This is a genomic window from Bacillus sp. FSL K6-2865 (assembly GCF_040311405.1).
In the GTDB taxonomy this organism is placed as follows: domain Bacteria; phylum Bacillota; class Bacilli; order Bacillales; family Bacillaceae; genus Bacillus; species Bacillus velezensis.
This window is the reverse complement of sequence record NZ_CP152036.1, coordinates 337,815-363,515: the sequence shown is the minus strand read 5'-3', so window position 1 is coordinate 363,515 and position 25,701 is coordinate 337,815. Positions and strand designations below refer to the sequence as shown.

Here is a 25,701-nt window from a genome sequence, read left to right as displayed (position 1 = left end):
GTTAATCAGGCAATGTGCCATAATTTCTCATAGAGAAGCAATCTTACAGGCAGCTGCAAAGGAGGTTTGGCGAATGAAGAAACAACGATTAATTGCAGCAGGGAACGGAATGGCCGGAATCCGCTGTATTGAGCACATTTTAAAGATGAACCGTGACATGTTTGAGATTGTCATTTTCGGAAGCGAACCTCATCCCAATTACAATCGCATTCTCTTATCCTCCGTTTTACAAGGTGAGGTTTCGCTTGATGACATTACGCTGAATAGCCGCGAATGGTACGAAAAAAACGGAATTACGCTTTACACGGGAGAAACGGTTGTACACATTGATACAGAACGGCAGGTTGTCACAACGGATCGGAAGCGCAGCATGACTTACGATCAAATCATCCTTGCAACGGGCTCCTCTCCTTATATTCTCCCCATACCCGGAGCAGATAAAGAAGGTGTGTACGGCTTTCGGACAATAGAAGACTGCCAATCCCTTATCAATGCGGCCGGCCGGTATCAAAAGGCGGCGGTCATCGGCGCCGGTTTATTAGGTCTTGAAGCGGCCGTCGGCTTACGGCAGCTCGGCATGGACGTCAGCGTCATTCACCACTCTTCCGCCATTATGCAAAAACAGCTTGATCAAACGGCATCCCGCCTGCTGCAGAAAGAGCTGGAACGAAAAGGCTTAGTCTTTCTTTTAGAGAAAGGCACGGCATCCATTACAGGGAACTCACGGGCGGAAGCCATTCGTTTCAAAGACGGTTCTTCCATAGAAGCAGACCTGATTGTCATGGCCGCCGGTGTGAGGCCCAATATCCGATTGGCTCCATCTGCCGGACTTTCAGTGAACAGAGGAATCATCGTCAATCAATTCATGCAGACGAACAAACCGAATGTGTATGCCGTCGGTGAATGCGCGGAGCATGACGGGATTGTATACGGATTGGCGCCGCCGCTTTATGAACAGGGAAAAGTGCTCGCGCAGCATCTATGCGGCGTCCCGTGCGAAGGGTTTCAAGGCTTTGCACAATCTGCAGCCTTAAAAATAGCCGGTATTGATGTATGGTCGGCAGGAAAGGTGCACGAGGATGAGCACACAGCCGGCATATTGTTCCATGATGAGCATGCAGGCATCTACAAAAAAGCGCTCTTTGAGGACGATAAACCGGCCGGCTTTATTTTATTCGGGGACACGCGCGGTAAACAGCGGCTTCTCGACAGTCTTGTGAAGCAAAGAGATATTTCCATCGTGAAAAAACAGCTCATGGAACCGGATCAGGGCGGTATATCCTTTGAATCCATGCCTCCCCATGAAACCATTTGCCAATGCAGCTCAGTGACCAAGGGCTCCATTGAAGAAGCGGTGAACAAATATGGCTTAAAAACCGCGGAGGAAGTGAAGCACATGACAAAAGCGTCCGGATCTTGCGGAGGATGCAGGCCGCTCGTTGAAGACTTGCTGAAGTATATGGCGAGCGATGATTACACAAAACCCTCCCGCCAGCCTTCGTTTTGCGGCTGCACCGATTTGACGGAAGAAGAAGTCATCGCCGAAATTCGGCGCCGTCCGTTCACTGATGCCGCCGAGGTAATGAGAGAGAGCGGCTGGAAAACAGAAAACGGCTGCCGCATTTGTATTCCGGCGCTTCACTATTACTTGGAAAGGACGCGGCCTGATTTTATGCAGTTCAATGAAATATCGGCAGAAGAGACATGCACCCTGATTCCGCAAATGTACGGCGGACTGACAAGTGCGGCAGAGCTCAAAAACATCGCAGACGTCATCGAAGCATACGGCATCCCCGAGGTTTCGATGACTGACAGTCACCGGCTGAGGCTTTCCGGAATAAGGCCAAATGACCTTGCAAGCATCAGAAAAGCACTGAACATGCCGGTTTTCTCCCCCCGGCACCGCTGGACGATGCAAATCAAAGCATGTACGTGCGGACAGCATCGCTCCTTTCAAGAGCTGGCAAGCAGGATTGAACGAGATACCGACACGCTTGCCGTACCCGCTTATGTATCCGTCAGCTTGTCATGTGAAAACAATTGCACCGATGCTTACATTCAGGATATCGGCGCGCTTCAGACACAAACTGGCTGGGAGATTTATATCGGGGGCGTCCGCGGAAAACAAGCCCGCGCCGGCAGCCTTTTTTGTGTGACGGATAACGAAGACAGTACCGCCGCTATGATGAAAGGCCTTATTCAATATTATCGCGAAACAGCTCACTACAACGAAGCGATTTATCAATGGGTTGACAGACTCGGCCTCGTCCATATCAGAGAAATGCTTTTTGAAGAAGATATGCGGACACAGCTTCTGAAAAATCTCCGTTCAGACATATCCCTGCTGCAAAACCTGTCTGCCGGGAAAACGCCATACGAAAGGATGAAGCTTTTTGACTGAACCGATGCTCCGTTATTTCCGTGACAAACTGCAAGATGTCCAATCGGAAAAAACATATGAGACGCAATGCCCGTTCTGCAGCATGCAATGCAAGATGCAGCTTACGGAACAAACCTTCGCGGCACGGAAGAAATACACTGCAATCGGCATTGATAATCCGACGACACATGGCCGTTTATGTACAAAAGGCATGAATGCCCATCAGCATGCCGTGCACTCTTCCCGCATTACACGCCCCCTGCTTAAAAAAAACGGTGAATTTGTGCCTGTCTCTTGGGCTGAAGCACTGAATCGCATTAAGGAACAAATCAATCTGATCCAAACCGAACACGGCAATGATGCGATGGCTGTCTACGGGAGCGCCTCAATTACAAATGAAGAAGCCTATCTGCTTGGAAAGTTCGCACGGGTCGGCTTACAGACGAAATACATCGATTACAACGGGCGGCTCTGTATGTCTGCCGCAGCAACGGCGGCCGGCCAGACATTCGGCGCGGACAGGGGCCTGACGAATCCATTATCGGACATCCCGCATACACGTGTCATCATCCTGGCAGGCACCAATATCGCCGAATGCCAGCCGACGATCATGCCGTATTTTGATAAAGCGAAAGAAAACGGGGCTTACATTATCGCCATTGATCCCCGGGAAACGGCGACGACCAAAATAGCCGATCTTCACCTGAAAATCAAGCCCGGCACAGACGCAGCCCTGGCAAACGGACTCGTCAAAATCTGCATTGACGAACAGCTTACAGACAAAGACTTTATCCGCACACGCACAAACGGATTCAATAAGCTCAAACGGCATACCGACGCTTTGGATCTGAAAGAGATCTCCGAGCAGACAAGTGTTCCTTTGGAGCATATACGAAAGGCATCCGTGAAGTTTGCCAAGGAAACATCCGGCATGCTGTTTACAGCGCGGGGGATCGAACAGCAGACTGACGGTACCGCGGCAGTGAAAGCTTTCTTAAATATGGTGCTGATCACGGGAAAAATCGGCAAGCCCTTCTCAGGTTACGGGGCGATTACCGGTCAAGGCAACGGACAAGGCGCGAGAGAACACGGCCAAAAAGCGGATCAGCTTCCGGGCTACCGTTCTATCGAAATTGAAGAACACCGGGCGCACATTGCGAAGGTGTGGGGGATTCATCAGGATGAGCTGCCGCGCAAAGGCGTCTCAGCCTATGAAATGATAGCAAAAATAGATAGCGGCGACATCAAAGGACTGTTTCTCATGTGTTCCAATCCGGCTGTTTCCGGCCCAAATGCGAATTTCGTCAAGCAGGCAATCAAGAAACTGAGATTCTTTGTCGCAGTTGACTTATTTATTTCTGAGACCGAGGCATTCGCGGATGTGATTTTACCCGCCTCCTCTTATTTGGAAGACGAAGGCACGATGACAAATGTAGAAGGCCGCGTGACATTAAGAGAAGCGAGCCGCACCTGTCCCGGAGAAGCGAAACATGATTGGCAGATCATCTGTGACATTGCCTCGGCTCTTGGTAAAGGGCATTATTTTCCCTATACCTCGTCGGAGGAAATCTTTAACGAACTGAGAGAAGCGAGCCGCGGCGGAATTGCTGATTACGCAGGCATCACCTATGACAGGCTCAGGCGGGAAGGCGGCATTCAGTGGCCATGTCCTGAAGCGGATCACCCCGGAACCGGGCGATTGTTTGAGCACTCATTTGCCCATCCCGATCACAGAGCTGAATTAAGCGTGATTCCAAATGAACCGGCCGTCCCGAAAGAGAAACCGAGCGCCGGCTATCCGCTTTATTTAACCACAGGAAGGGTGATGTCTCATTACTTAACGGGTGTCCAAACGAGAAAAAGCTCTGCCCTGACTGCAAGACATTTCGAATCCTTTGTGGAAATCCACCCAAAAACGGCGGCCGACTATCATATCGAAGACCGTGTTCTCGTGAAAGTAGAATCCCCCCGGGGCAGCATCACGGTCCGGAGCAGATGGTCGGAGAAAGTACGAAAAGACACGTTGTTTGTTCCCATCCATTGGTCTGACACGCAAAACGTCAACGATTTAATTGGTGAAGCCTTGGACCCGGACTGTAAAATGCCCGGTTTTAAGATGTGTGCGGTACGAATCAGCCCTATATAATTTTTCATAAAATTTTTAGATTTTTTAGTATTTTTTGTTACATTTCATAACATGCATCTTAAATATTTGTTTTTGCTGTGCTACGCTAAAAAAAACAAAGATAAGGAGCGGATCATCTGATGGGAAAAAAACAGCTAGTCCTTGTTGGAAATGGAATGGCCGGGGTAAGAGCGATTGAAGAAATACTGCGTGTTTCAAAAGACGAATTCGAGATTACAATATTCGGGGCCGAACCTCATCCCAACTATAACCGAATCCTTCTGTCAAAAGTGCTGCAAGGCGATACCGACATTCAAGACATTACGTTAAACGATTGGAACTGGTACAAAGAAAACAACATTCAGCTGTATACCGGTGAAACAGTCATCAAAGTCGACACGGAAAACAAAACCGTCATCACCGATGCAGACAGAATCCAGCCTTACGATGAACTCATCCTGGCGACAGGCTCTGTCCCTTTTATCCTTCCGATTCCGGGCGCAGACAAACAAGGCGTCACGGCATTCCGGGATATAAAAGATACAGACACGATGCTCGCCGCGTCAAAACAATATAAAAAAGCAGCCGTCATCGGCGGAGGACTGCTTGGTTTGGAAGCCGCACGCGGACTGCTGAATCTCGGAATGGACGTGTCTGTCATCCACCTCGCCCCATTCCTGATGGAGCGCCAGCTTGACGCAGCGGCGGGACGCCTGCTGCAAAACGAATTAGAAAAACAAGGCATGACCTTTTTCCTTGAAAAGCAAACCGAAGAAATTCTCGGTACTGACCGTGTCGAAGGCGTACGCTTCAAAGACGGCACAAGCATCGAAGCTGACCTGGTCGTCATGGCGGTCGGCATCCGCCCGAATACACAGCTTGGCACAGAAAGCGGCATTCCGGTAAACCGCGGAATCATTGTCAACGATTATATGCAGACTGACATTCCGCACATTTACGCGGTCGGTGAATGTGCCGAGCACCGCGGAATCGCATACGGTCTTGTGGCGCCGCTCTATGAACAGGCAAAAGTGCTGGCCAAACATATTTGCGGCATTGAAACAAAACCGTATGAAGGCTCCGTTCTCTCCACTCAATTAAAGGTATCAGGCGTCGAAGTCTTCTCTGCCGGTGACTTTAACGAATCAGAGGACAAAAAAGCGATTAAAGTGTTCGATGAGCAGGACGGCATTTATAAAAAAATCGTCCTGAGGGGCAATCAAATTGTCGGCGCTGTTTTGTTCGGAGACAGCAGCGAGGGCAGCCGCCTGTTTTCTATGATTCAAAAAGAAGCCGATATCTCCGAAACTTCCAAAATATCAATCTTACAGCCTCTTGATCAGGAAGCAGGCGCAAGCATGACCGCGGCGATGAGCGACGATGAAATCATCTGCGGATGCAACGGCGTTTCAAAAGGCGCGATTATTCAAGCCATTCAGGAAAAAGGCTGCACATCTACGGACGAAATCAAAGCATGCACCGGGGCATCCCGTTCCTGCGGAGGCTGTAAACCGCTCGTGGAAGACATTCTTCAATATACACTGGGCTCAGAATTTGACGCGTCCGCGCAAAAAGAAGCGATTTGCGGCTGCACATCACTGTCGAGAGATGAAGTCGTAGAAGAAATCAAAGCCAAAGGGCTGTCCCATACAAGAGAAATCATGAACGTGCTCGGCTGGAAAACGCCGGAGGGCTGCTCCAAATGCCGTCCTGCCCTCAACTACTACTTAGGCATGATTAATCCGGCTACATACGAGGATGACAGAACATCCCGTTTTGTAAACGAACGGATGCACGCCAATATTCAAAAAGACGGAACATACTCAGTCGTTCCCCGGATGTACGGCGGCGTGACCAACTCTCAAGATCTCCGCAAGATCGCCGATGTCGTCGACAAATATGAGATCCCCCTCGTTAAAATGACAGGCGGCCAGCGAATTGATCTCATCGGCGTCAAAAAAGAAGACCTGCCGAAAGTATGGGCCGAGCTTGATATGCCGTCAGGCTACGCGTACGGAAAAACACTCCGCACGGTAAAAACGTGCGTAGGCGAACAATTCTGCCGCTTCGGCACGCAAGACTCCATGGCACTGGGCATTGCGCTTGAGAAAAAATTCGAAGGGCTCAATACGCCTCATAAGGTCAAAATGGCCGTGTCCGCCTGCCCGCGGAACTGTGCGGAATCAGGCATTAAGGACCTTGGCGTTGTCGGCATCGACGGAGGCTGGGAGCTTTATGTCGGCGGAAACGGCGGAACCCATTTGCGCGCCGGTGATTTGCTGATGAAAGTAAAAACGAATGAAGAAGTCTTAGAATATGCGGGGGCTTACCTTCAGTACTACAGAGAAACGGCAAACTATCTGGAGCGGACATCCGCATGGCTTGAGCGCGTCGGTTTATCTCATGTCCAATCCGTATTAAACGATCCGGAAAAACGGCAGGAGCTCAACGACAGAATGAATGAGACACTCTCTGTCCACAAAGATCCGTGGCAATACTTCCTTAAAGATAAAAAAGCATCTAAAGATCTATTCGAAAATGTCGTCACGACTTCATAAAACAGTAAGGGGGAACGGACATGGTGAATAAAGATATGACAAAGGTTTGCATAGGCAAAGTAAACGAATTACCCGAGGAGTTAGGAAAAACCGTATATATAGAAGATAAAGAGCTTGCCGTATTTAAGCTTTCTGACGGGAGCGTCCGCGCCGTCGAAAATCGCTGTCCCCATAAAGGGGGCGTCCTGGCTGAAGGCATCGTCAGCGGAGAATACGTCTTCTGCCCGATGCATGACTGGAAAATCTCCTTAGAAGACGGAAAAGTCCAAGAGCCGGATCATGGCTGTGTCAAAACATACGAAACACTGATTGAAGGAGAGAATGTATACCTCCTGTATTGAGCAAAGACCGGATCACTTTTTCAAGTGGTCCTTCATTTTTTAAACTGCTGAAGGGATGACGCCATCATGAAAAACGGAATCGTATATTTTGTCGGTGCCGGACCAGGAGACCCGGGGCTGATCACCCTAAAAGGAAAACAGGCTCTGGAGAAAGCGGATATTATTTTGTATGACCGGCTCGCAAACCCAAAGTTTCTTGAGTATGCCTCACCGGACTGCCGCTTCATTTATTGCGGAAAGCTGCCCGACCGCCATTTTATGAAACAGTCTGAGATAAATGCCCTGCTGATTGAAAAAGCGGCGGAGGGCTGCACCGTAGTCCGCTTGAAAGGCGGAGACCCAAGTGTGTTCGGCAGAGTCGGCGAAGAAGCAGAGGCGCTTCATCAGCACGGCATCCGCTACGAAATGGTGCCCGGCATCACCTCGGGAATCGCAGCGCCGCTGTATGCGGGAGTCCCCGTCACCCATCGTGATTTAGCTTCGTCCTTCGCGATGATCACCGCTCATGATACATCATTGCACGGCAGGCCGAATCTCGACTGGGAAGGGCTTGCCCGAAGCGTTCAAACGCTTGTGTTTTATATGGGCGTTAAAAATCTGTCATTTATATGCCGTAAGCTTACGGAGTACGGAAAATCCCCTTCCGTTCCCGTACTCGTCATTCAATGGGGGACGTGGGGGCGGCAGCGGAGCGTTAAAGGAACGCTTCAGGATATCCATGAAAAAGTTCAAAGCCAAAACATCACCAACCCTGCCATTATCGTCATCGGTGATATTGTCAATTTTCAAACACACAGCTGGTTTGAAAGCAAGCCGTTCATCGGGCGGCATATCATGGTTGTCACTCATGGCGATGAAGAACATACATTGACAGACAAGCTGCGCGAGTATGGCGCCGATGTTATTGAATGGCCGAAGCGGATCGTTAAAAAAATGCCCGCAAACGAAAACATCCTGAAACAGATCAGCACCTTTGAACAACTATTTTTCACATCACGCCTTGCGGTATGCGAATTCTTTGACACACTGGCTTTCAAGCAGATCGACATCCGCCGGGTGACCGCAAGCCTGAATGCAGCGACTGAGGCCGCAAAGACGGAACTGACAAAACGGGGCTTTCTCCTATCCGAATGTCAAATTGATTCTCCGCATTCACTCATTGTAGGAAGCCGTCAAGCAGCAGAAAACTTGTCAGACTCAAAATCATGCCCGTTTTATATCACCCATGAGCATATCGCAGATGAGCGGTTCACTTCCATGATCGAACGCACGATCAGCGAGTCTCCTCTGCAAATGATTATCTGTACGGGCAAAGAATCCGCTCAGCATTTGATCAGCGCCGGAAAACAAATCGGCATATCACCGGATCCGTCAGCAAACCGCCCTCCCGTCATCTGCATGGGCGAAGACGTCCCCGCCGGCTGCGGGTTTACCGCCGTGAAAAATCAGGAACAGTTATTTGCGTTTATACGAAATGAAATGAAAGACATGCTCGTTCACAGCTGATACGCCGGAATGCTTTTCTGACCCCCCAGACTCAACATCGGGGGTCAGCCCTTTTTTATTGTGTCACCAATTTTTTATGGTGAGTCGAATACATCGCCATCTGATCCGCCTGCGGGTCCAAATAGGCTTTGGCGCTGTTCACGGCGGTCGGCCCCTCCGTGAAACCGCCTGCAATCAATCTGAGCTTACTTTCATAATGGGCGGCGTCACCGGCGACAAACACGCCCGGAAGATTCGTCCGCATATGTCTGTCAGCTTTAATCCTGCCTTCTTCTATCTCAAGCCCCCAGTCCTTCATCGGACCGAGATCAATTTTAAACCCGTGGTTGATAATGAGCTCATCAAGCTTGATGACTTCAGAAAGTCCGGACTCGGTTTGGCAAATGGTGACGCTCTCGATCCGTTCTCCGGTGCCGTTGAGATGCTTCAGACGATATGGCGCAAGCACCCGCACGGAAGACCGCTTCATTTTCGCCACGCTGCTTTCCAAACCGCCGAACTCCTCCCTGCGGTGCAAGACGGTAACAGACGCCGCAATCGGTTCCAGCTCATTCGCCCAGTCAACCGCGGTATCTCCCCCTCCGGAAATCACGACATGCTTATCTCGAAACGCATCAAGCTTCTCCACCTTATAATGAAGGTTCTTTCCCGAATAACGGCTCGCATCCGCGCTGTCAAGTTCATTGACCTCAAGCGTCCCCATGCCGACGGCCAAAATCACCGTGCGTGTATAGTGCTTTTCCCCTTCGGAACTTTCCAGCACAATGGTTCCGTCTTCCAGCCGTTCAAATCCGGTCACCCGCTGATTCAACACGATATCCGGCTTAAATGTCGCAGCCTGTTCCTTCAGCTGCTTAATCAGCTGTTCTCCGGCAATCCCGGGTATTCCGCCGATATCACGGATGATTTTTTCAGGGAAAAACATAGACACTTTCCCTCCGAGCCGCGGCAAAAACTCGATCACTTTCGTTTTCAGCTCGCGCATCCCGCAATAAAAAGCCGCAAACAGGCCGATCGGGCCTCCGCCTATAATCGTGACGTCATACACCTCATGATTTTCCGCCATCGTTCTGCCTCCCGTTTATATCTATACTTCAACATTTTTAATTGAGAATCAATATCAATAAAAGTATAACACACATCGAGCAGCAGTGTTTATTCATTTCTCTCTTGCGGGAAAGGAGTGATTCAGAAGTGAGGTTCTGAGATTGATAAGCGGGAAGGTATTAAAACTGAAACCAGTACGGCGACTGGTTTCTTTTTTATCTCTTTTTCATCAGCATGATATCGAGATACAGCTGGCACCTTGTCCTGAAGTCGTTTAAATTAATTGATGTCATGTCAAGAATCTGTTTGATACGGTAGTTCAATGTGTTTTGATGAATAAAAAGCTGTTCTGCGGCTGGTTTTGTTTTGCAGTTATTGAGGAGATAGATTTCTAACGTTTTCAGCAGTTCGGTACTGCTTTCTCTGTCTTTGGCTTTTAATAACGCTAAATCATCGTTTACATATTCCAGTGAGGCGTTTTTTTCTTCGATGCTTTCAAGATAGCGGTAAATCCCGAGCTTACTGTATTCGTACGGGATATTTTCCTGGTTTCCGGTAATTTCGGCGGCCTTTATGACTTCAAGGGCCTCTATATAACTTTTGCCGAGCTTCAGGATGCTGCTGTATTCATTGCCGATTCCGATATAGATGGGAGTGGGGATCTTCTGAAAGTGAAAATGAGTCAGCAGTTTGTGGATGAATTCAGATGCTGCCGAAGTGCCGGAGCTTTTTTGCGAGAAGCTTGCGACGACGATGACAATATTGGAATCAATGGTTAAGACGTGACTGACTTTATCCCGCAAATTCAAGTACGATTTGATGTTTTCCTTCACATCTTCGACTGCCTCCCCATCCCCATTTGCGGCGTGCAGGACGACTACCGAAAAAACCGACGGCAGCACGGCGTTCATCTTTTCCGCTTCCCGCCTGAACTCCTTTTCAGAGGAGAATTGCTGAAAGATCGCCCGTTTCACCAGGTCTTCCGCTCTCTCTTCTTTTTCCTGTTTCAGCCGGTTCGTTTTATAGATGATTTTTCCGACATGGAATGAAGTTTCATATAAAAAATCGAGCTCCTCGTCCGTCAAGTTTCGGTCGAGCTCCTGAATCCAGATGTAGCCCATCACTTCCCCTTTATGTTTTGCGCTTACAACCACTCTCTGATTCAGTCCGATACTGTCTATTTTTTCGACACGGAACGGTTCAGGAACGGTTTTCAGCTTTTCGATCACCCCGTCCTTCAGAAACCTTTCAAAAATCTGCACGGGGCATTTTTTTGAAAATATCGTCTGCTGGTTGGCGGAGTCGAAGTGATTAATGTAATAAGAATTATAGGCAAGCAAAAAGAAATCCGCGCTTTCCAGAATAACGGGCTTCTGCAATTCATAACTGATGAAATCAATTAATTTATCAATGTCCGTAAATGAAAAAACTCTCTCTAAAAGCTCTTCCATACCTATTTCTCCTATGCTCTTTTTATCTTTATCATACTCTGCGGGGTGACTTTTTGTATAGAAAAAAATTCATATATTCCTAAAACGGCATGATCCGAAAGCCTGTATCGTGAAAAGAGGAAAAAGGGCGGTCCCTTCTTCCTCTCGTTCCTTGCTTTTATTGAGAAAGTGTATCACGGTACTCATGAAACTGATCTGTGACATCTTTTGACGGAGCCTGTGTCAATAAGCTGACGACAAATACAGCGGCAAGGCTTACAGCAAAGCCCGGAATGATTTCGTACAAAAAGTCTGAAAGACCGGCATTCGCCCAAATGATTACGGTAATCGCTCCCGCAATCATGCCGGCGAGTGCCCCCCATTTCGTCATCCGTTTCCAAAATAAACTGAGCAGTACGACCGGCCCGAATGAAGCGCCGAATCCCGCCCATGCATAGCTGACAAGACCAAGTATCGTGTTATTTTTCTCCCAGGCGAGCACCAAAGCGATGATTGACACCGCAAGCACTGCCATTCTCCCCAGAAATACGAGTTCCTTATCAGAAGCCGAACGCCTGAACATGGACTTATACAAATCCTCTACTAAAGAACTGGACGTGACGAGCAGCTGAGACGAAATCGTACTCATAATGGCCGCTAAAATCGCAGAAATGAGAAATCCCGTAATAATCGGGTGGAACAGAATGTTGCCGAGCTGAATAAAAATGGTTTCCGGATCAGCCAGCTTCAGTCCGTTCTGGTGGTAATACGCGATTCCCGCAAGACCCGTAAACAGCGCGCCTAGTGCAGACAAAATCATCCATCCCATTCCGATCCGTCTGGCGCGTTTGATTTCTTTCACAGACGTGATCGCCATAAAACGCACAATAATATGCGGCTGCCCGAAATAGCCGAGCCCCCACGCAAATAAAGAAATAATGCCAAGGACGGTCGTCCCTTTGAACATGTTAAACAGTTCCGGGTTGACGGAACGGATATCGGCAACGGTTTCCCCCGGGCCGCCCGTATGGAAAATCGTCACAATCGGCACAAGAATAAGCGCCGCAAACATAATGATCCCTTGAACAAAGTCCGTCCAGCTTACCGCCAAAAAGCCTCCGAACAAGGTGTAGGCGACAACGACGCCTGTCACGACCCACAGCCCCGTGTGGTACTTCAACCCTAAAATGCTGTTGAATAAGACACCTCCGGATACCATGCCGGATGATACGTAAAATGTGAAAAAGACGAGAATGACAAGACCCGAAAACAGTCTGAGAAGCTTCGTATGATCACCGAAACGGTTTTCAAGGAAACCCGGAATGGTGATGGAATTCCCCGCTTTTTCGGTATACGTTCTCAGTCTCGGCGCCACGAAAAGCCAGTTCGCCCATGCTCCGAGCACAAGCCCGATCACAATCCAAGCGCCGCTTAATCCTGTCGAGAACATGGCGCCCGGAAGCCCCATTAAGAGCCATCCGCTCATATCCGCCGCTCCCGCGCTGAGCGCTGTGACGGCAGGGCCTAAAGAACGCCCCCCGAGCATGTAATCCGTCAGATTTGACGTCCGTCTGTAGGCGAAATAACCGATAAACAGCATACCCGCCATATAAATACAAATGGAAATAATCAACTGAATGTTTGCTATGGCATTTCCTCCTCCGCTTTATATGTTTATGGTGAAATGGACACCCCCCGCGAGGAGGATGCCCATTCAGTCCCTCTTAAAACATTTCACTGATTGTTTTCGCCTGCATGTGGAGGGCCAAATAATCCGGGCCGCCCGCTTTTGAATCAGTGCCGGACATTTTGAAGCCTCCGAACGGATGGTAGCCGACAATCGCTCCCGTACAATTGCGGTTGAAGTACAGGTTGCCGACATGGAATTCCTGTTTCGCCCGTTCAATATGTTTGCGGTTATTTGTAATGACCGCGCCTGTCAAACCGTATTCAGTATTGTTGGCCACTTCTAAAGCTTCATCAAAGTTTGACACTTTAGAAAACGCCACGACAGGCCCGAAAATTTCTTCCTGCATGAGTCTTGCTTTCGGATCAAGGTCAGCGAAGATCGTCGGCTTGATAAAGTAGCCTTTTGAATCATCTCCGGTGCCGCCGCTTACTAAACGGCCTTCTTCTTTTCCGATTTCAATGTAGCTCATGATCTTGTCGTAAGAACCTTGGTCGATGACAGGCCCCATATAAACATCTGCACTGTCAGGTTTAGCAGTTACTTTTGATTCAGTGATTTCGATGACACGCTCTAATACTTGATCATACACTTTTTCATGGACAACTGCACGTGAACCTGCAGAACATTTTTGTCCCGCGAAGCCGAATGCTGATGTAAAGATGGATTGAGCCGCCAATTCAATGTCCGCATCTTCGTCAACGACAACCGTATCTTTACCGCCCATTTCTGCAATGACACGTTTTAAATGCTGCTGGCCCGGCTGCACTTTTGCCGCGCGTTCGAAAATTCTCGTACCGACTTCACGTGATCCTGTAAATGTGATAAGGCTTGTTTTCGGATGGTCAACAAGATAATCGCCTACTTCTGCTCCGCTTCCCGGCACAAAGTTGACTACGCCTTTTGGCAATCCGGACTCTTCAAGCACCTCAACAAATTTTGCTGCAATAACAGGTGTAGCACTCGCAGGTTTTAGAACCACTGTGTTTCCAGTAACGATCGGCGCCACTGTTGTTCCTGCCATGATCGCAAACAAGAAGTTCCACGGCGGAATAACAACTGTCACTCCGGTCGGCGTGTACACATATTGGTTTTTCTCGCCCTCACGGCTGTTGACCGGTTTGCCTTTTGCCAATTCAACCATCTGGCGCGCGTAGTATTCCATAAAGTCGATGGCTTCCGCCGTATCCGCATCAGCTTCGTTCCAAGGTTTTCCCGCTTCCTTGACGAGCAGGGCGGAGAATTCGTGCTTTCTGCGGCGGACTTTGGCAGCTGCGCGGAACAAAACGGCCGCTCTTTCTTCAGGGGATGTGTATCTCCACTCTTCGAACGCTTTCGCAGCTGCTTCAATCGCTTGCTCAGCGTGCTCCTGGGACGCCTTTGACACTTTTCCGACGACTTCTTCTTTATCAGCCGGATTGATTGAAACGATTTTCGCTTCCGTCTCTACCTTTTCACCGTTGATGACGAGCGGATAATCTTTTCCCAGATACTCATTTACCGTCGCAAGCGCTTTCTTAAATTCTTCAACGTTCGATTGATCTTGGAAATTCGTGAATGGTTCGTGTTTATAAGGTGTAGTCATTGTCATCTCTCCCTTTTTTACTTCTTAGTCATTCCTTTAAAGGCGAATGCGATGTTTGAGGGGCGTTCGGCGAGCCGTCTCATGAAATAGCCGTACCAGTCATCCCCGTAAGGCAGGTAGACTCTCATGCGGTATCCTTCTTCCACCAGGCTGAGCTGGGTTTGCGAGCGCATGCCGTACAGCATCTGAAACTCAAAACGGTCGTTTGGAATGCCGTGCTCTTTGGCAAGCTGTTTTGTAAACTCGATCATTTTGTCATCATGCGTGGCAACTGCCGTATAATGTCCTTTTAAAAGCTGTTTGCGGATGAGTCTTTTATAATTTTCATCGACGTCGCTTTTTTCAGGATAGGCCACCTTTTCCGATTCTTTATAGGCCCCTTTGACAAGCCGCAGAAACGGATTCAGCGGGCTGAGGTCATCAAGATCCTTCTCCGTTCTGTACAGATAGGCCTGCACCACGGTGCTTACATATTCATACCGGCTCCGGAAGTCTTTAAAGATATCCAGCGTCTTCTGGCATCTCGTTTCATCTTCCATGTCAATCGTCACCATGACTTTATGTTTTTCAGCCGTCTGGAGGATTTTCGTCATATTTTCATAGACAAGATCGAGATCTATATCAAGACCTAAAGACGTCATTTTTAATGACACTTGGGAATTCAGCTGTTCATCAGCGATTAAGGCGATGGTCTGCATGCACTCCTCGGTGCGTTCTTTCGCGACATCACCGCTGTTGACAAATTCCCCCAAATGATCAACAGTAACTGACAGCCCCTGGCTGTTCAAATGTCGGATTGTCGGGATAGAACTGCGGAAATCCATTCCTCCGATGATTTTGCCGGCTGCCACACGGCTTCCCCAGCTTCGCGCCATCTTATTGAGAAAGCTGCTCTTGGATAAAAATAAGAAAAAATCTCTTGTAATCACTTCCAACCTTAACACCCCGCAATCTAAGAAGTATTTGTATGAGTCTATTGTAAATGGACAAAACATCCTCTCACAATATTCTAAAAATACAAAGATTCTGATAAATTTTTGTGGTTTTACCACAATCAGCTTCTTAGATAGCAGGCGGATTATGCCGAAAAAAGGCGGACGGAAATGACGGCAATCGTCAATTTCCGCCTTTTTCCCCCCACGCCTCTTCGACGGTCTGAATCAATAGCCGATTCAGTTCCTCCGTTATGTCAGGTTTCGGCGTTTTGATCGTTTTGACATAGTGCCCGATGCGTTCTATTTCTTCTTCTATAAATGCATGAATGATCGTATTTCTCGGTTCCGGAGCCAGCTCCTGACCGCTTTTTTTCCTTGTAAGCAGTGTATTGATTTCAGAAATGAGCGCTTCATCCGTCAATAAGGCATCGGCCAGTACGGGAAATGACATCGGCGGTACGGAGCCGAACGTTTCAATCCATCTGCAGGCAAGGAGAGGACGCAGAACATAAAAATACTTTTTAATCTTCACTTCACTGCCCCGCAATTCCGTTTTTTCATTCCGTTTTGCCATATTGAGATAATGATAGATGCCGGCTTCAGGCGAAAAGGCGCGGATTTTCAGTTTTCGAAGCTTTTCAGCCGCTGAGAAAGCTTCATAATAGATCATCTCAGAAGAGAGCCATTCCAAAAGAGGCGGATTTGATTTTTTAAAAAGCCGCAGCGCTTTTCTCAGTTCCCAGCCGCTGATGTCAAGCATGTCATGAATCGGCTCTTCTATGACATCCCTATGCGGTTCGATCGAAAAGTACCATTCTTTTTTCGGCACATAGAGAAACCGTACATCGTAGTCGCTGTCGCTTGACGGAAATCCCCATGCGCGGCTCCCTGATTCTACGGCGTAAAGCACCTTGACGCCGTGCTGTGCTTCAATTCGTTTTAATTCTTCGATGATCCTTTGTTCCATCTGTATCCGTCCTTTTCCGTGATCATTCCTGAAAAAAGCCCAAGTACTTGGGCTTTTCGCTATCGTCAGCCTTTCAGATGCGCTTTCAGAAAGGCCAGCTTTTCCGTATGGAAAGAAGGTATGTATTCATGTCCGAAATACCGGTAAACCTTCAATTCTTTTTCCGTTTCCAGATGATTGTACGCGGCAAACACCGTCGACGGCGGGGTCACGCGGTCAATCAGCCCGATGGACATGAGCACCGGAACTTTTACGCGGTCCGCCAGATTCATGATATCAAAATAGGCCAGTGTATTCATCGCGGCCTTCTCCGTTTCAGGGCTGCCGTTCTTTCTGAAAAAGGAGTTAATCTCAAGATACGGCTCATCAAGAGCGACATCAATGGCCCGCTCAAAATTGCTTAAATAAGGATAATCGGCCGCAACCGCTCTCGGAATGTCAGATAGTGCCGCCGCGGCGATTGAAAGTCCGCCTCCCTGGCTCCCGCCGATGACGGCGATCCTCGTTTCATCCACTTCATCAAAGCCGCTGATGACTTCCAAAGCCCGGACGGCGTCTAAGTACACGCCGCGGTAATAATATGTATCTTTATCTAAAATCCCTTTCGTCATCCAGCCGGGAACGTGTCCGTGCGGTGAGACGCTTGTATCTGTGCTGCTGTGCTGACCGCGGACAAGCATGCCGAATGCGGCATATCCGTGTAGCGCCCAATTTACGATGTCATGTATATCCCCGTCATAGCTCGCGTTATAACCGTGATATTTCACGATGGCCGGATGCGGTCCTTGCCGGTCGGGAACGGCGTACCATCCCTCAATTTCCGCCTTGCCGAAGCTTCGGTATTTCAGCCGGAATACTTTCACGCCGTCAGCCGGGTAGCTTTCAGCCTTCAATTCAGGCTTTGCCTCTTCCTTTGCAAGCTCATGTAATGATGATGCCCAAAAATCCGAAAAGTCATGAGGAGCGGTTTTATTTGGTTTATAGGTTTGCAGTTGGTCGAGCGGCAAGTCGTATAATTGCATATCCGATTATTCTCCTTTGTTTTGTAAGATTTAATTTTCTGACTCTATCTTAACACGATTTTACACTCATTTTCTAAACTTTTTAATAAACGTTTGTTTAAAAACAAAAAGCCGTGCGCTCACAGCGTCACGGCTCTTTTTACATCGGCTGATACAGGTCCCAGCCGATTTTTAACGTTTCTACGATATAATCGGCGATTTCTTCTGGTTCCAGATTATCCGTCGCCACTTTTGAATTATGTTTATCATAGATGCTTTGGCGCTCGTTAAAGAGCTGCTGCATTTCATCCATGGAACGGTTATGCAGAACGGGACGGCTTTCAATCAGCAGGTCAGCCCGCTGCTTCCAATTCTCCCATGATAAATCAAGATGGAGCACGAGGCAGTTTTCAAGGCAGCACTGTCTGATTTCCTCTTGTTTAAACGAACCGCCCCCAAGCGACACGATCTTGAATTTCGTATTGCGGCAGATATCTAATATATAGTCCTTTTCAGTCTGACGGAAAAAGGCTTCACCTTTTTTCTCAAACATTTCAGGGATGGACATATTGAAATCTTTCTCAATCTGCAGATCAATATCAATGAAGTCTCTGTATAGTTTCTTAGCGACCAGCTGGCCGATTGTTGTCTTTCCGACACCCATGAATCCGATCAGTACGATATTTCTTTCTCTTACGGGAATGGCACGTTTTGCGTTCATCTTCGGCGAAATCCTCCTAAGAAATGAAAAAGTTATGTTTATTATATGATAACTCAATATTGAAATATAGAGATAATGCAATGAAAGAAAACCCATCCTTTATAAGAAGAGATGAGTTTTTCTTTCTATCGGAGCGTAATGCGTTCCACCTTTCCGACAATGAAAATATAAGAAAATGCCCCGATAAATGCGACAGCGCCGACAAACAGAATCGCTCCGTTATATGAACCGGTCGCAGAAACGATAAACCCGATGAGAAGCGGGGTGATAATGCCGGCCATATTGGCGAAAAAGCTAAAGACGCCCCCTGCCAATCCGATTGTTTCGCTTGGCGCGACCTCACTCAGCATCGTCCAGGATATATTGGACATGCCCTGCGCAAAAGAAGCAATGGATAAGATCGTCAAAACCGCAGGAGCAGAATCCGTAACATTCGCAAGCACGATGGAGCCTGTCAGCAGAAGACCGAGGATGACGGGCGTTTTCCGGGCAACGTTCACCGACACCCCCCGTTTCATCATGCCGTCAGACCAAAATCCGCCGAACAATACGCCGAAAAAAGCGGCGATATACGGGATTGATGCAGCGAAGCCGACTTTTAAGAAAGCCATGTGCTTTGCCTCCGCCAGATAAGTCGGAAACCATGTCAAAAAGAAGAACAGCGTGGAGGCTACGGCGAATTGGCCGATATACAATCCGACAAGCTTGCGGTATTTTAGAAGCTGGACGAAATCCGCCCACGATATCCTGCCGGCTGAATCAGACACCTCAGTCAGTCCGCCGCCTTCTTTAATATAATCAAGCTCCTCACGATTCACTTTCCGATACCCGTTCGGCTCGTGATACATTTTAAACCAGAAAATGGAGAAAACAATTCCGAGCACCCCTGAGGAAATAAATACGGCGCGCCAGTCAAATGCCGTTAACACCCAGAATAAAACCGGTGTGGCAAACGCCAGCCCGACATATTCCCCCGCCGTATAAACACCCGTCGCAAAGGCGCGTTCCCGCCTTGGAAACCATGTCGTGACAATCCGGTTGTTTGCCGGAAACGCCGGCGATTCAGCTATCCCGATGAGCAGGCGGCAGCCGAATAGGAACCCGAAACTTGTCGCAAAAGCTTGTACTCCGGTAAAAACCGACCACACAAATAAAGAAATTCCGTATGTCCGTTTTGACCCGAATTTATCCAAAATGAGCCCGCCTGGAATCTGCATCCCCGTATAGGTCCAGCTGAACGCAGAAAAAACGATGCCCAAAAGCGCGGGGCTTAGGTTCAGCGAATGTTGAATGGATGGGCCGACAATAGATACACTGGCTCGGTCTATATAATTAATCGCAGTGATAAAAAACAAAAGAACCAATATCACATAACGAGCGCGAGTCGGTTTATTGCGGACGGGACTGAAGGCCCTCAGCTCCGTTTCTTTTTTCAATGGCTTCTCCCCCCTTACTCGAATGAAATTAATTGTACAACACTTCGGTTAATTATTTAATACTTTGACGCAAAAAAGCGTTAAACAATTTGTGTGCCGCACTGACCTGATGCAGACACACCCCGCTTATAAAAAAGTGTCTGCCCTTTTCACCTGTTTATCCGTATCGCACCCGGGGAAAAAGTACACATATGATAGACAGTTACGGGAGGATTATCGATGAAACTGAGTTTTTGCACGACAGGATTTAAAAAAAAGCATATTTTCGACATCATTTCTTTCGCGAAGGAGCACTCCTTTGAGGGAATCGAACTGTGGTACGGACACGCTAAACAATATATAGAGGAAATCGGCCCGCTCGACAGGCTTTATCAGCAGCTTCAGGAGGAAGGCATCGGGGTGCCTGCCGTCAGTTTGTACACTGACTTCGCCACTCAGGATGAAAGGCAGGCGTTAAAGGATGTTCAAAGGGCATTAAGCGCGGCACGACAGCTGCACAGTCCCTTGATCAGAGTCTTTGCCGGCAATCTTCCTTCGCACCGGACGTCACCGGAAAAGTGGCAACGTGCGGTTGATCAATTTCAGCAGGCGGCACGGCTCGCAGATGACTATGAAGTCGATATCGGGCTTGAGATTCATTACGATACGTACGCGGATACACCGGAGGCGGCGCTGGCATTTTTGGACGATGTCGGACATCCGCGGGTCCGCACCATTTTTGACGGCTCCAACCTACACGTCAATCACGTTGACCAAATGTCCGCTTTGGAAAAACTGTATCATACCGTCAGCCACATTCATCTGAAAAACTATCACTGGGATTTTGCCAACTGGTATCTCAGCAAGCCAACTCCGATTTTTCAAGGAGATCTCGATCAAAAAGCATTTTTAAAAGAGCTGATGAACAGACAATATGACGGTTTTGTTTCTCTTGAGTATTTTGGAGAACATGCCTTTACGCATATAAAGGAATCGCTCCGCGAATATACGTCTGTTTTTTCCCGCTGACTCTTCGATCGAAGGGTCTTTTTTTGTATCATATAAAAAAAGGGGGATATCATGATGATCATTTGGATAAATGGGGCTTTCGGTTCCGGAAAAACACAAACAGCGTTTGAACTGCACAGAAGACTGAAACCGTCTTACATATATGATCCTGAAAAGATGGGGTTTGCGATGCGTTCGATGATACCGCCGGATATCGCTGAAGATGACTTTCAAAGCTACCCTCTGTGGCGGGAATTCAATTACAGCATGCTTTCCTATTTGTCAGATACATATCAGGGCATCATCATTGTGCCCATGACCATTACGAACGTTCAATACTTCCATGACATTATCAGCAGGCTGAGACAGGATGGCCGGACCATTCACCACTTTACCCTGCTGGCTTCAAAGGAAACATTGCTGAAACGCCTGCGCACCAGAGCGTAAGGAAAAAACTCCTGGGCCGCAAAACAAATCGACCGCTGCATCAACAGCCTGTCTGATAGCCTCTTCACAGAACATCTCCATACAGACCAAATGTCTATTCAGCAGGTCGCAGAAACGATCGCTGCCCAAGCAAATCTGCCTCTTAAGCCTGATTCGAGAGGCAGCCTTCGAAGATTCACCGACAGATTGATGGTGAAGCTGAATCATATCCGTATCAAATAAAAAAACGTTTTGAAAAACATGTCCCTGATCCATGCAAATGGATCAATAAATAAAAAGCCCCTCTGAAGGGATGTTTTTTCAAATTAAGAAAAAAATTTTAGAAATAAAGAAGGAATTTTATGGATAATCATTTAATTATTAACACTGTAACACATTTCATTTGAAAAGGGAGTGCTCGAAATGAAATTCAAAAAAGTGTTAACCGGTTCTGCGCTGTCTCTTGCCTTACTGATGTCTGCCGCTCCTGCCTTTGCCGCATCACCAACAGCATCCGCATCCGCGGAAAATAGCCCAATCTCAACGAAAGCAGATGCCGGCATTAATGCCATCAAACTCGTTCAAAGCCCTAACGGCAACTTCGCTGCTTCTTTCGTTTTAGATGGAACAAAATGGATTTTCAAAAGCAAATACTATGACAGCAGCAAAGGGTATTGGGTAGGGATTTATGAAAGTGTAGATAAATAAAAATGAAATAAACAAAAAACCTCCCTTTCAAAAGGGAGGTTTTTTTCATTCTATTTCCACCAATCATCAAACATCGATGCCGGCACCTGGCGCTTATGCTCCGTACTGAGGTAGCGTTTTTCCAGCGCTTCAATCACTTCGGAAGAAACATCCTTGCCTTCTAAATAATCATCAATGTCATTGTATGTGATGCCGAGTTCGGTCTCATCAGTCTGCTGCGGTTTTTCATCAAGCAGATCGGCCGTCGGTAATTTCAAATACAGGCGTTCCGGCGCGCCGAGCTCTTCTAATAAACGTCTGCCCTGGCGTTTCGTTAATCCGGTCAGCGGCAGCAGATCAGCTCCGCCGTCACCGTATTTCGTGAAGAAACCGGTCACCGCCTCGGCCGCATGGTCGGTTCCGATGACAAGCAGCCCCTCTTGTCCGCCGATGGCATATTGAGCGATCATTCTCATTCTGGCTTTTACATTTCCTTTGTTAAAGTCAGACAGCTGATCGCCCGTGTCTTTTTTATACTGATCAGCGAACGCGCTGACAGCGGACTTAATATCAAATGTCCATGATTTATCAGGTTTAATGAATTTGAGCGCCAATTGGGCGTCATCCTCATCTTGCTGTGTGCCGTGCGGAAGGCGGACGGCGATAAATTCAGCGTTTCCGCCTTCTTCTCTGATGCTTTCAGCCGCCAACTGGGCGAGGCGTCCCGCAAGCGTGGAATCCTGCCCCCCGCTGATGCCGAGCACAAAGCCTTTGGCACCTGTTTTTTTCAAATATTGTTTCAGAAAGTTCACTCTGTCCTCAATTTCTTGTTTCGGATCAATTGAGGGCTTTACATGGAGATCATTCATAATTTGTTTCTGGATGCTCATCCCAATCACTCCTCCTGCATTGTTTCTTTATGATCCATTTCCCGTTCATGCTGAAAATGAATCATGCCACTATGTACGACTCTCTGTTAAATATAGCACAGGTGCAGATTTTAAGTGAATCAAATACACCGGGATCAGCTGATTTCCACCCGCAGCGCCGTGATGCTGTCTCCGTTGCATTTTCCTTTTTCAATCGGACAGGATGAAAACGCGACGACGAGATCCATTTCCGCACGGAGCCGTACATAATCACCCGCGTCAGAAAGAGGCGTTTCGACTGATAAGTTCCCCTTCTCATCGAGCACCGTGTTCATAAAGATGGCAAATGGGTAATGCATATGCGGCCGCGGCACCCCGAACGGTTCAAGCGCCCCGCTCATATTGTCATAGCACGTATCCTGGAGCTCGTCTTTATGCTTTCCGTATAAAAGCCTGTTCATATCCGGACGGCAGGCGGGAAGCAGCAGGTCATGCTTGCCGACTGTATCCTCAATCAGCGTCAGCATCGGCTTGTATAAATTCGAATAAATATGATCACCCGTTTTTACATGAATGGACTGGTTGGCATCAATCGTCGCGCCCTGATCAAGATGTTCATAAAAGTCCTTGGCATGATACGCCGTGAAGTCAGCCACCTGCTGCCCTTCCACATCGACTACTTTTATAATCTGCCCTTTGTGAACCTTCAGGCCGAGCCCTTTTTTCGGCGGTACGATAAATTGCTGTGTCATCAGACTGCTCCTTTTTTTCTTCTATTATGAACTCCGGCCGTTTGTTTCATGTAAAGCAATTTATTGGATGTATATTCCCCTTCTGACGGCTGCAATCTAAGCTTTGATAAAGGGGTTGAACTTCATGGGTAAATCACAGGACCAGCCTAAAGGAAATCTCGCTTGGTGGCAGCTCTCCTTAATCGGCGTCGGCTGCACAATCGGGACGGGCTTTTTTCTCGGGTCCAGCATCGCTATTGTCAAAAGCGGATATTCCGCGCTGATCTCATTTCTTATTGCCGGGCTTGGCACCTATTTTGTCTTTGAGCAGCTCGCGAAGCTTTCGGCTAAACAGCCCGAAAAGGGGTCTTTTTGCGCTTATGCGAGAAAGGCTTTCGGCACTTGGGCCGGTTTCAGCAACGGATGGGTGTACTGGTCGTCCGAGATGCTGATCACTGGAAGCCAGCTGACAGCGATCTCGCTTTTTACGAAGCATTGGTTTCCGAATGTGCCGCTGTGGATTTTCGCCTCCATCTATGCGGTGCTCGGTCTCTTGATTATATTTACGGGGCTGTCCGTTTTTCAAAAAACGGAAAATGTGCTCGCTGTTGTCAAGACGGCGGCGATTGTTATGTTTATCGTCATCGCCATATTGGCGCTGTGCGGTATATTTTCTCATAAACCGGATGTACAGGTGCCGAACGAATCAAAGGATTTGTTCCCGCACGGAGCGATGGGGTTATGGACCGGATTGATTTATGCGTTTTACGCCTTCGGAGGAATTGAAGTCTTGGGGCTGATGACCGTGCATTTGAAAAATCCGGAGGAAGCCTCAAAATCAGGCCGGCTGATGCTTGCCGTTCTTGCGGTGATTTACGTCATTTCTCTCGGCCTGGCGCTGCTGTTAGTGCCGCTGGGCAAATTCACCGAACAGGACAGCCCGTTTATTACATCGCTGAAGGGTTTTCATTTAGATATCATTCTTGATATTTTTAACGGGATTTTTATTATTGCGGGATTTTCCACGCTCGTCGCCTCGCTGTTTGCCGTGACGACATTGCTTTGTACGATGGCAGATGACGGAGATGCGCCGAAATGCTTCAGATTAAAGGAAAACAAAAAAATCTGCTGGCCTGCGCTCGGATTGACGTTTGCCGGACTCATCGTCTCCATCATCCTGTCATTGGTGCTGCCGAAAAATATATATGAACACATGACAACCGCGGCGGGACTGATGCTTCTTTATACGTGGCTGTTCATTTTGTTCTCGGGCAAGAAACTGCTCGAAACGACAAAGATGGGAACCGTACAGATTGTTATCGCCCTTGTGCTGATTGTCGCGGCCGTCTCCGGGACGCTGTTTGAGAAATCGAGCCGGCCCGGTTTTCTGGTCAGCCTTTGTTTTCTCGCCGTCATTGCGATCGTGACATGGATCGTACAAAAAAAGCAGGGACACAGCCCTGCCGGATCATAGCTTATTTCGTCGGTTTAAACAGTCTCTTCAAATAAGAAAAGGGACACTTTGACACTTGCGTCTCATCATCACGGAGGAAATATTGCTTCCATTCTAAATTGTCTTTTCCTCCGTACCACCCCAATCGGGGATGAAGAGGGGCTTCATCATACGCCTCTAAGCGTTTTCTGATCAGCCGGCTCATGTTTCGTCCGAACGCGGTTGAATCATTTAATCCTTCGAAAACCCATCTCGGCTGAAACGCCAGCATAAAAAACGGGAAGCTTCTGCTTTGTCTCGCTTCATGCGCAGGCGTCGCGCACAGAATAAAATACGGCTCGCCGTCAAAGCAGAACTCCCATTTATAATGTTCAGGGTCTTCCGGTATGTCTTCCGGCCAGTCTTTCGGGTCGCAGCCGCTCAGCCGGTTTAAAAAAGACCAGAACAGCTCTTCATACGCCTCAACGGAATAATGCTCAGCTAAATCCTCAGGCGTATCAAAAATCACAAGCAGCGACGCGTATTTTCCGGTATTCCTTGAGATCTTTCCGTACTCGGACAGCAGTAGTCCCACTTCCTCCGGGGTTCCCTCTTCGCGGGGATCACCCGCAAAGGATATCCGGAGCTGATCTGTCAAAAATCCCTGACGTCCCGGAATGCACGGAAACGCGTCCGCTTTATCGCCTACTTTTTCTGATAGAAGCTCAAAAGCGACTCTCTGCCAATTTGGCAGATCCAATAACTTTTCCTCAAGGCAACTTTTTGTGTACAGCTCGCTTGCCATCAGCCCACCTCCAGTATCGTCAGGATACGTTATGATGGAGACAGG

General features: G+C 48.1%; 20 protein-coding genes and 1 pseudogene. 9 read left to right on the top strand and 12 right to left on the bottom strand.

Features of this window, described 5'->3' with window-relative positions; genetic code table 11:
- Positions 1-73 precede the first annotated feature (73 nt).
- From nirB to cobA, 5 genes are all read left to right on the top strand, one after another.
- Complete coding sequence (nirB, locus tag NYE42_RS01770; protein ID WP_352426718.1) at positions 74-2,401, top strand: nitrite reductase large subunit NirB; 2,328 nt, start codon at positions 74-76, stop codon at positions 2,399-2,401.
- Positions 2,394-4,526: a nitrate reductase gene (locus tag NYE42_RS01765; protein ID WP_352426717.1), complete on the top strand. Its 2,133-nt coding sequence runs from the start codon at positions 2,394-2,396 to the stop codon at positions 4,524-4,526. The genes nirB and NYE42_RS01765 overlap by 8 nt, the downstream gene beginning before the upstream one ends.
- A 119-nt stretch (positions 4,527-4,645) precedes the next feature.
- On the top strand, positions 4,646-7,063 hold the full coding sequence (gene nasD / locus NYE42_RS01760; protein ID WP_061861830.1) for an NADPH-nitrite reductase: 2,418 nt from the start codon (positions 4,646-4,648) through the stop codon (positions 7,061-7,063).
- A gap of 20 nt (positions 7,064-7,083) precedes the next feature.
- Positions 7,084-7,404, top strand: coding sequence for a nitrite reductase small subunit NirD (nirD, locus tag NYE42_RS01755; RefSeq protein ID WP_007409365.1), 321 nt, complete (start codon positions 7,084-7,086; stop codon positions 7,402-7,404).
- A 66-nt stretch (positions 7,405-7,470) separates the two neighbouring features.
- A complete protein-coding gene (gene cobA / locus NYE42_RS01750; RefSeq protein WP_352426716.1) occupies positions 7,471-8,910 on the top strand; it encodes a uroporphyrinogen-III C-methyltransferase in 1,440 nt (479 codons plus the stop codon).
- A 55-nt stretch (positions 8,911-8,965) separates the two neighbouring features.
- Here cobA and NYE42_RS01745 read toward each other — a convergent pair whose 3' ends face one another.
- From NYE42_RS01745 to NYE42_RS01705, 9 genes are all read right to left on the bottom strand, one after another.
- On the bottom strand, positions 8,966-9,976 hold the full coding sequence (locus tag NYE42_RS01745; protein WP_163113940.1) for an NAD(P)/FAD-dependent oxidoreductase: 1,011 nt from the start codon (positions 9,974-9,976) through the stop codon (positions 8,966-8,968).
- Between the two features lie 196 nt (positions 9,977-10,172).
- Positions 10,173-11,408, bottom strand: a complete 1,236-nt coding sequence (locus tag NYE42_RS01740) for a PucR family transcriptional regulator (protein WP_003156600.1) — start codon at positions 11,406-11,408, stop codon at positions 10,173-10,175.
- 157 nt (positions 11,409-11,565) lie between these two features.
- The gene (putP, locus tag NYE42_RS01735; protein WP_144664483.1) at positions 11,566-13,020 is read right to left on the bottom strand and encodes a sodium/proline symporter PutP; all 1,455 of its coding nucleotides are present in this window, start codon (positions 13,018-13,020) and stop codon (positions 11,566-11,568) included.
- 91 nt (positions 13,021-13,111) lie between these two features.
- Positions 13,112-14,659 (bottom strand): L-glutamate gamma-semialdehyde dehydrogenase, encoded by a 1,548-nt coding sequence (gene pruA / locus NYE42_RS01730; protein ID WP_072177585.1) that lies wholly within the window; start codon positions 14,657-14,659, stop codon positions 13,112-13,114.
- 17 nt (positions 14,660-14,676) lie between these two features.
- Positions 14,677-15,588, bottom strand: coding sequence for a proline dehydrogenase (locus tag NYE42_RS01725; RefSeq protein WP_087920787.1), 912 nt, complete (start codon positions 15,586-15,588; stop codon positions 14,677-14,679).
- A gap of 187 nt (positions 15,589-15,775) precedes the next feature.
- Positions 15,776-16,561: a nucleotidyltransferase domain-containing protein gene (locus NYE42_RS01720; RefSeq protein ID WP_021494192.1), complete on the bottom strand. Its 786-nt coding sequence runs from the start codon at positions 16,559-16,561 to the stop codon at positions 15,776-15,778.
- A 65-nt stretch (positions 16,562-16,626) separates the two neighbouring features.
- Positions 16,627-17,583, bottom strand: a complete 957-nt coding sequence (gene cah, locus NYE42_RS01715; protein ID WP_144464873.1) for a cephalosporin C deacetylase — start codon at positions 17,581-17,583, stop codon at positions 16,627-16,629.
- Positions 17,584-17,722: 139 nt separating this feature from the next.
- Positions 17,723-18,283, bottom strand: a complete 561-nt coding sequence (locus tag NYE42_RS01710) for a shikimate kinase (protein WP_003156609.1) — start codon at positions 18,281-18,283, stop codon at positions 17,723-17,725.
- Between the two features lie 125 nt (positions 18,284-18,408).
- Positions 18,409-19,719, bottom strand: coding sequence for an MFS transporter (locus NYE42_RS01705; RefSeq protein ID WP_199022321.1), 1,311 nt, complete (start codon positions 19,717-19,719; stop codon positions 18,409-18,411).
- A 219-nt stretch (positions 19,720-19,938) separates the two neighbouring features.
- On the opposite strand from NYE42_RS01705, the gene NYE42_RS01700 reads away from it, so the two are divergent.
- The 3 genes and pseudogenes from NYE42_RS01700 (at position 19,939) to NYE42_RS01690 (ending at position 21,840) form a co-directional block, all read left to right on the top strand.
- Positions 19,939-20,727 (top strand): sugar phosphate isomerase/epimerase family protein, encoded by a 789-nt coding sequence (locus NYE42_RS01700; protein ID WP_352426715.1) that lies wholly within the window; start codon positions 19,939-19,941, stop codon positions 20,725-20,727.
- 54 nt (positions 20,728-20,781) lie between these two features.
- Positions 20,782-21,375: pseudogene (gene tmrB / locus NYE42_RS01695) on the top strand (tunicamycin resistance ATP-binding TmrB).
- Positions 21,376-21,555: 180 nt separating this feature from the next.
- On the top strand, positions 21,556-21,840 hold the full coding sequence (locus tag NYE42_RS01690; RefSeq protein ID WP_007409062.1) for an antimicrobial peptide LCI: 285 nt from the start codon (positions 21,556-21,558) through the stop codon (positions 21,838-21,840).
- A 50-nt stretch (positions 21,841-21,890) separates the two neighbouring features.
- Here NYE42_RS01690 and nadE read toward each other — a convergent pair whose 3' ends face one another.
- Positions 21,891-22,709, bottom strand: a complete 819-nt coding sequence (nadE, locus tag NYE42_RS01685; protein WP_007409061.1) for an ammonia-dependent NAD(+) synthetase — start codon at positions 22,707-22,709, stop codon at positions 21,891-21,893.
- Positions 22,710-22,843: 134 nt separating this feature from the next.
- Positions 22,844-23,440, bottom strand: a complete 597-nt coding sequence (locus NYE42_RS01680; protein WP_011996295.1) for a DUF1989 domain-containing protein — start codon at positions 23,438-23,440, stop codon at positions 22,844-22,846.
- 124 nt (positions 23,441-23,564) lie between these two features.
- Here NYE42_RS01680 and NYE42_RS01675 point away from each other — a divergent pair, with 124 nt between their 5' ends.
- Complete coding sequence (locus tag NYE42_RS01675; RefSeq protein WP_144664477.1) at positions 23,565-24,893, top strand: amino acid permease; 1,329 nt, start codon at positions 23,565-23,567, stop codon at positions 24,891-24,893.
- A gap of 1 nt (position 24,894) precedes the next feature.
- On the opposite strand, the gene NYE42_RS01670 is transcribed toward NYE42_RS01675, so the two are convergent.
- Positions 24,895-25,656, bottom strand: a complete 762-nt coding sequence (locus NYE42_RS01670) for a YqcI/YcgG family protein (RefSeq protein ID WP_064115801.1) — start codon at positions 25,654-25,656, stop codon at positions 24,895-24,897.
- Between the last annotated feature and the right edge of the window lie 45 nt (positions 25,657-25,701).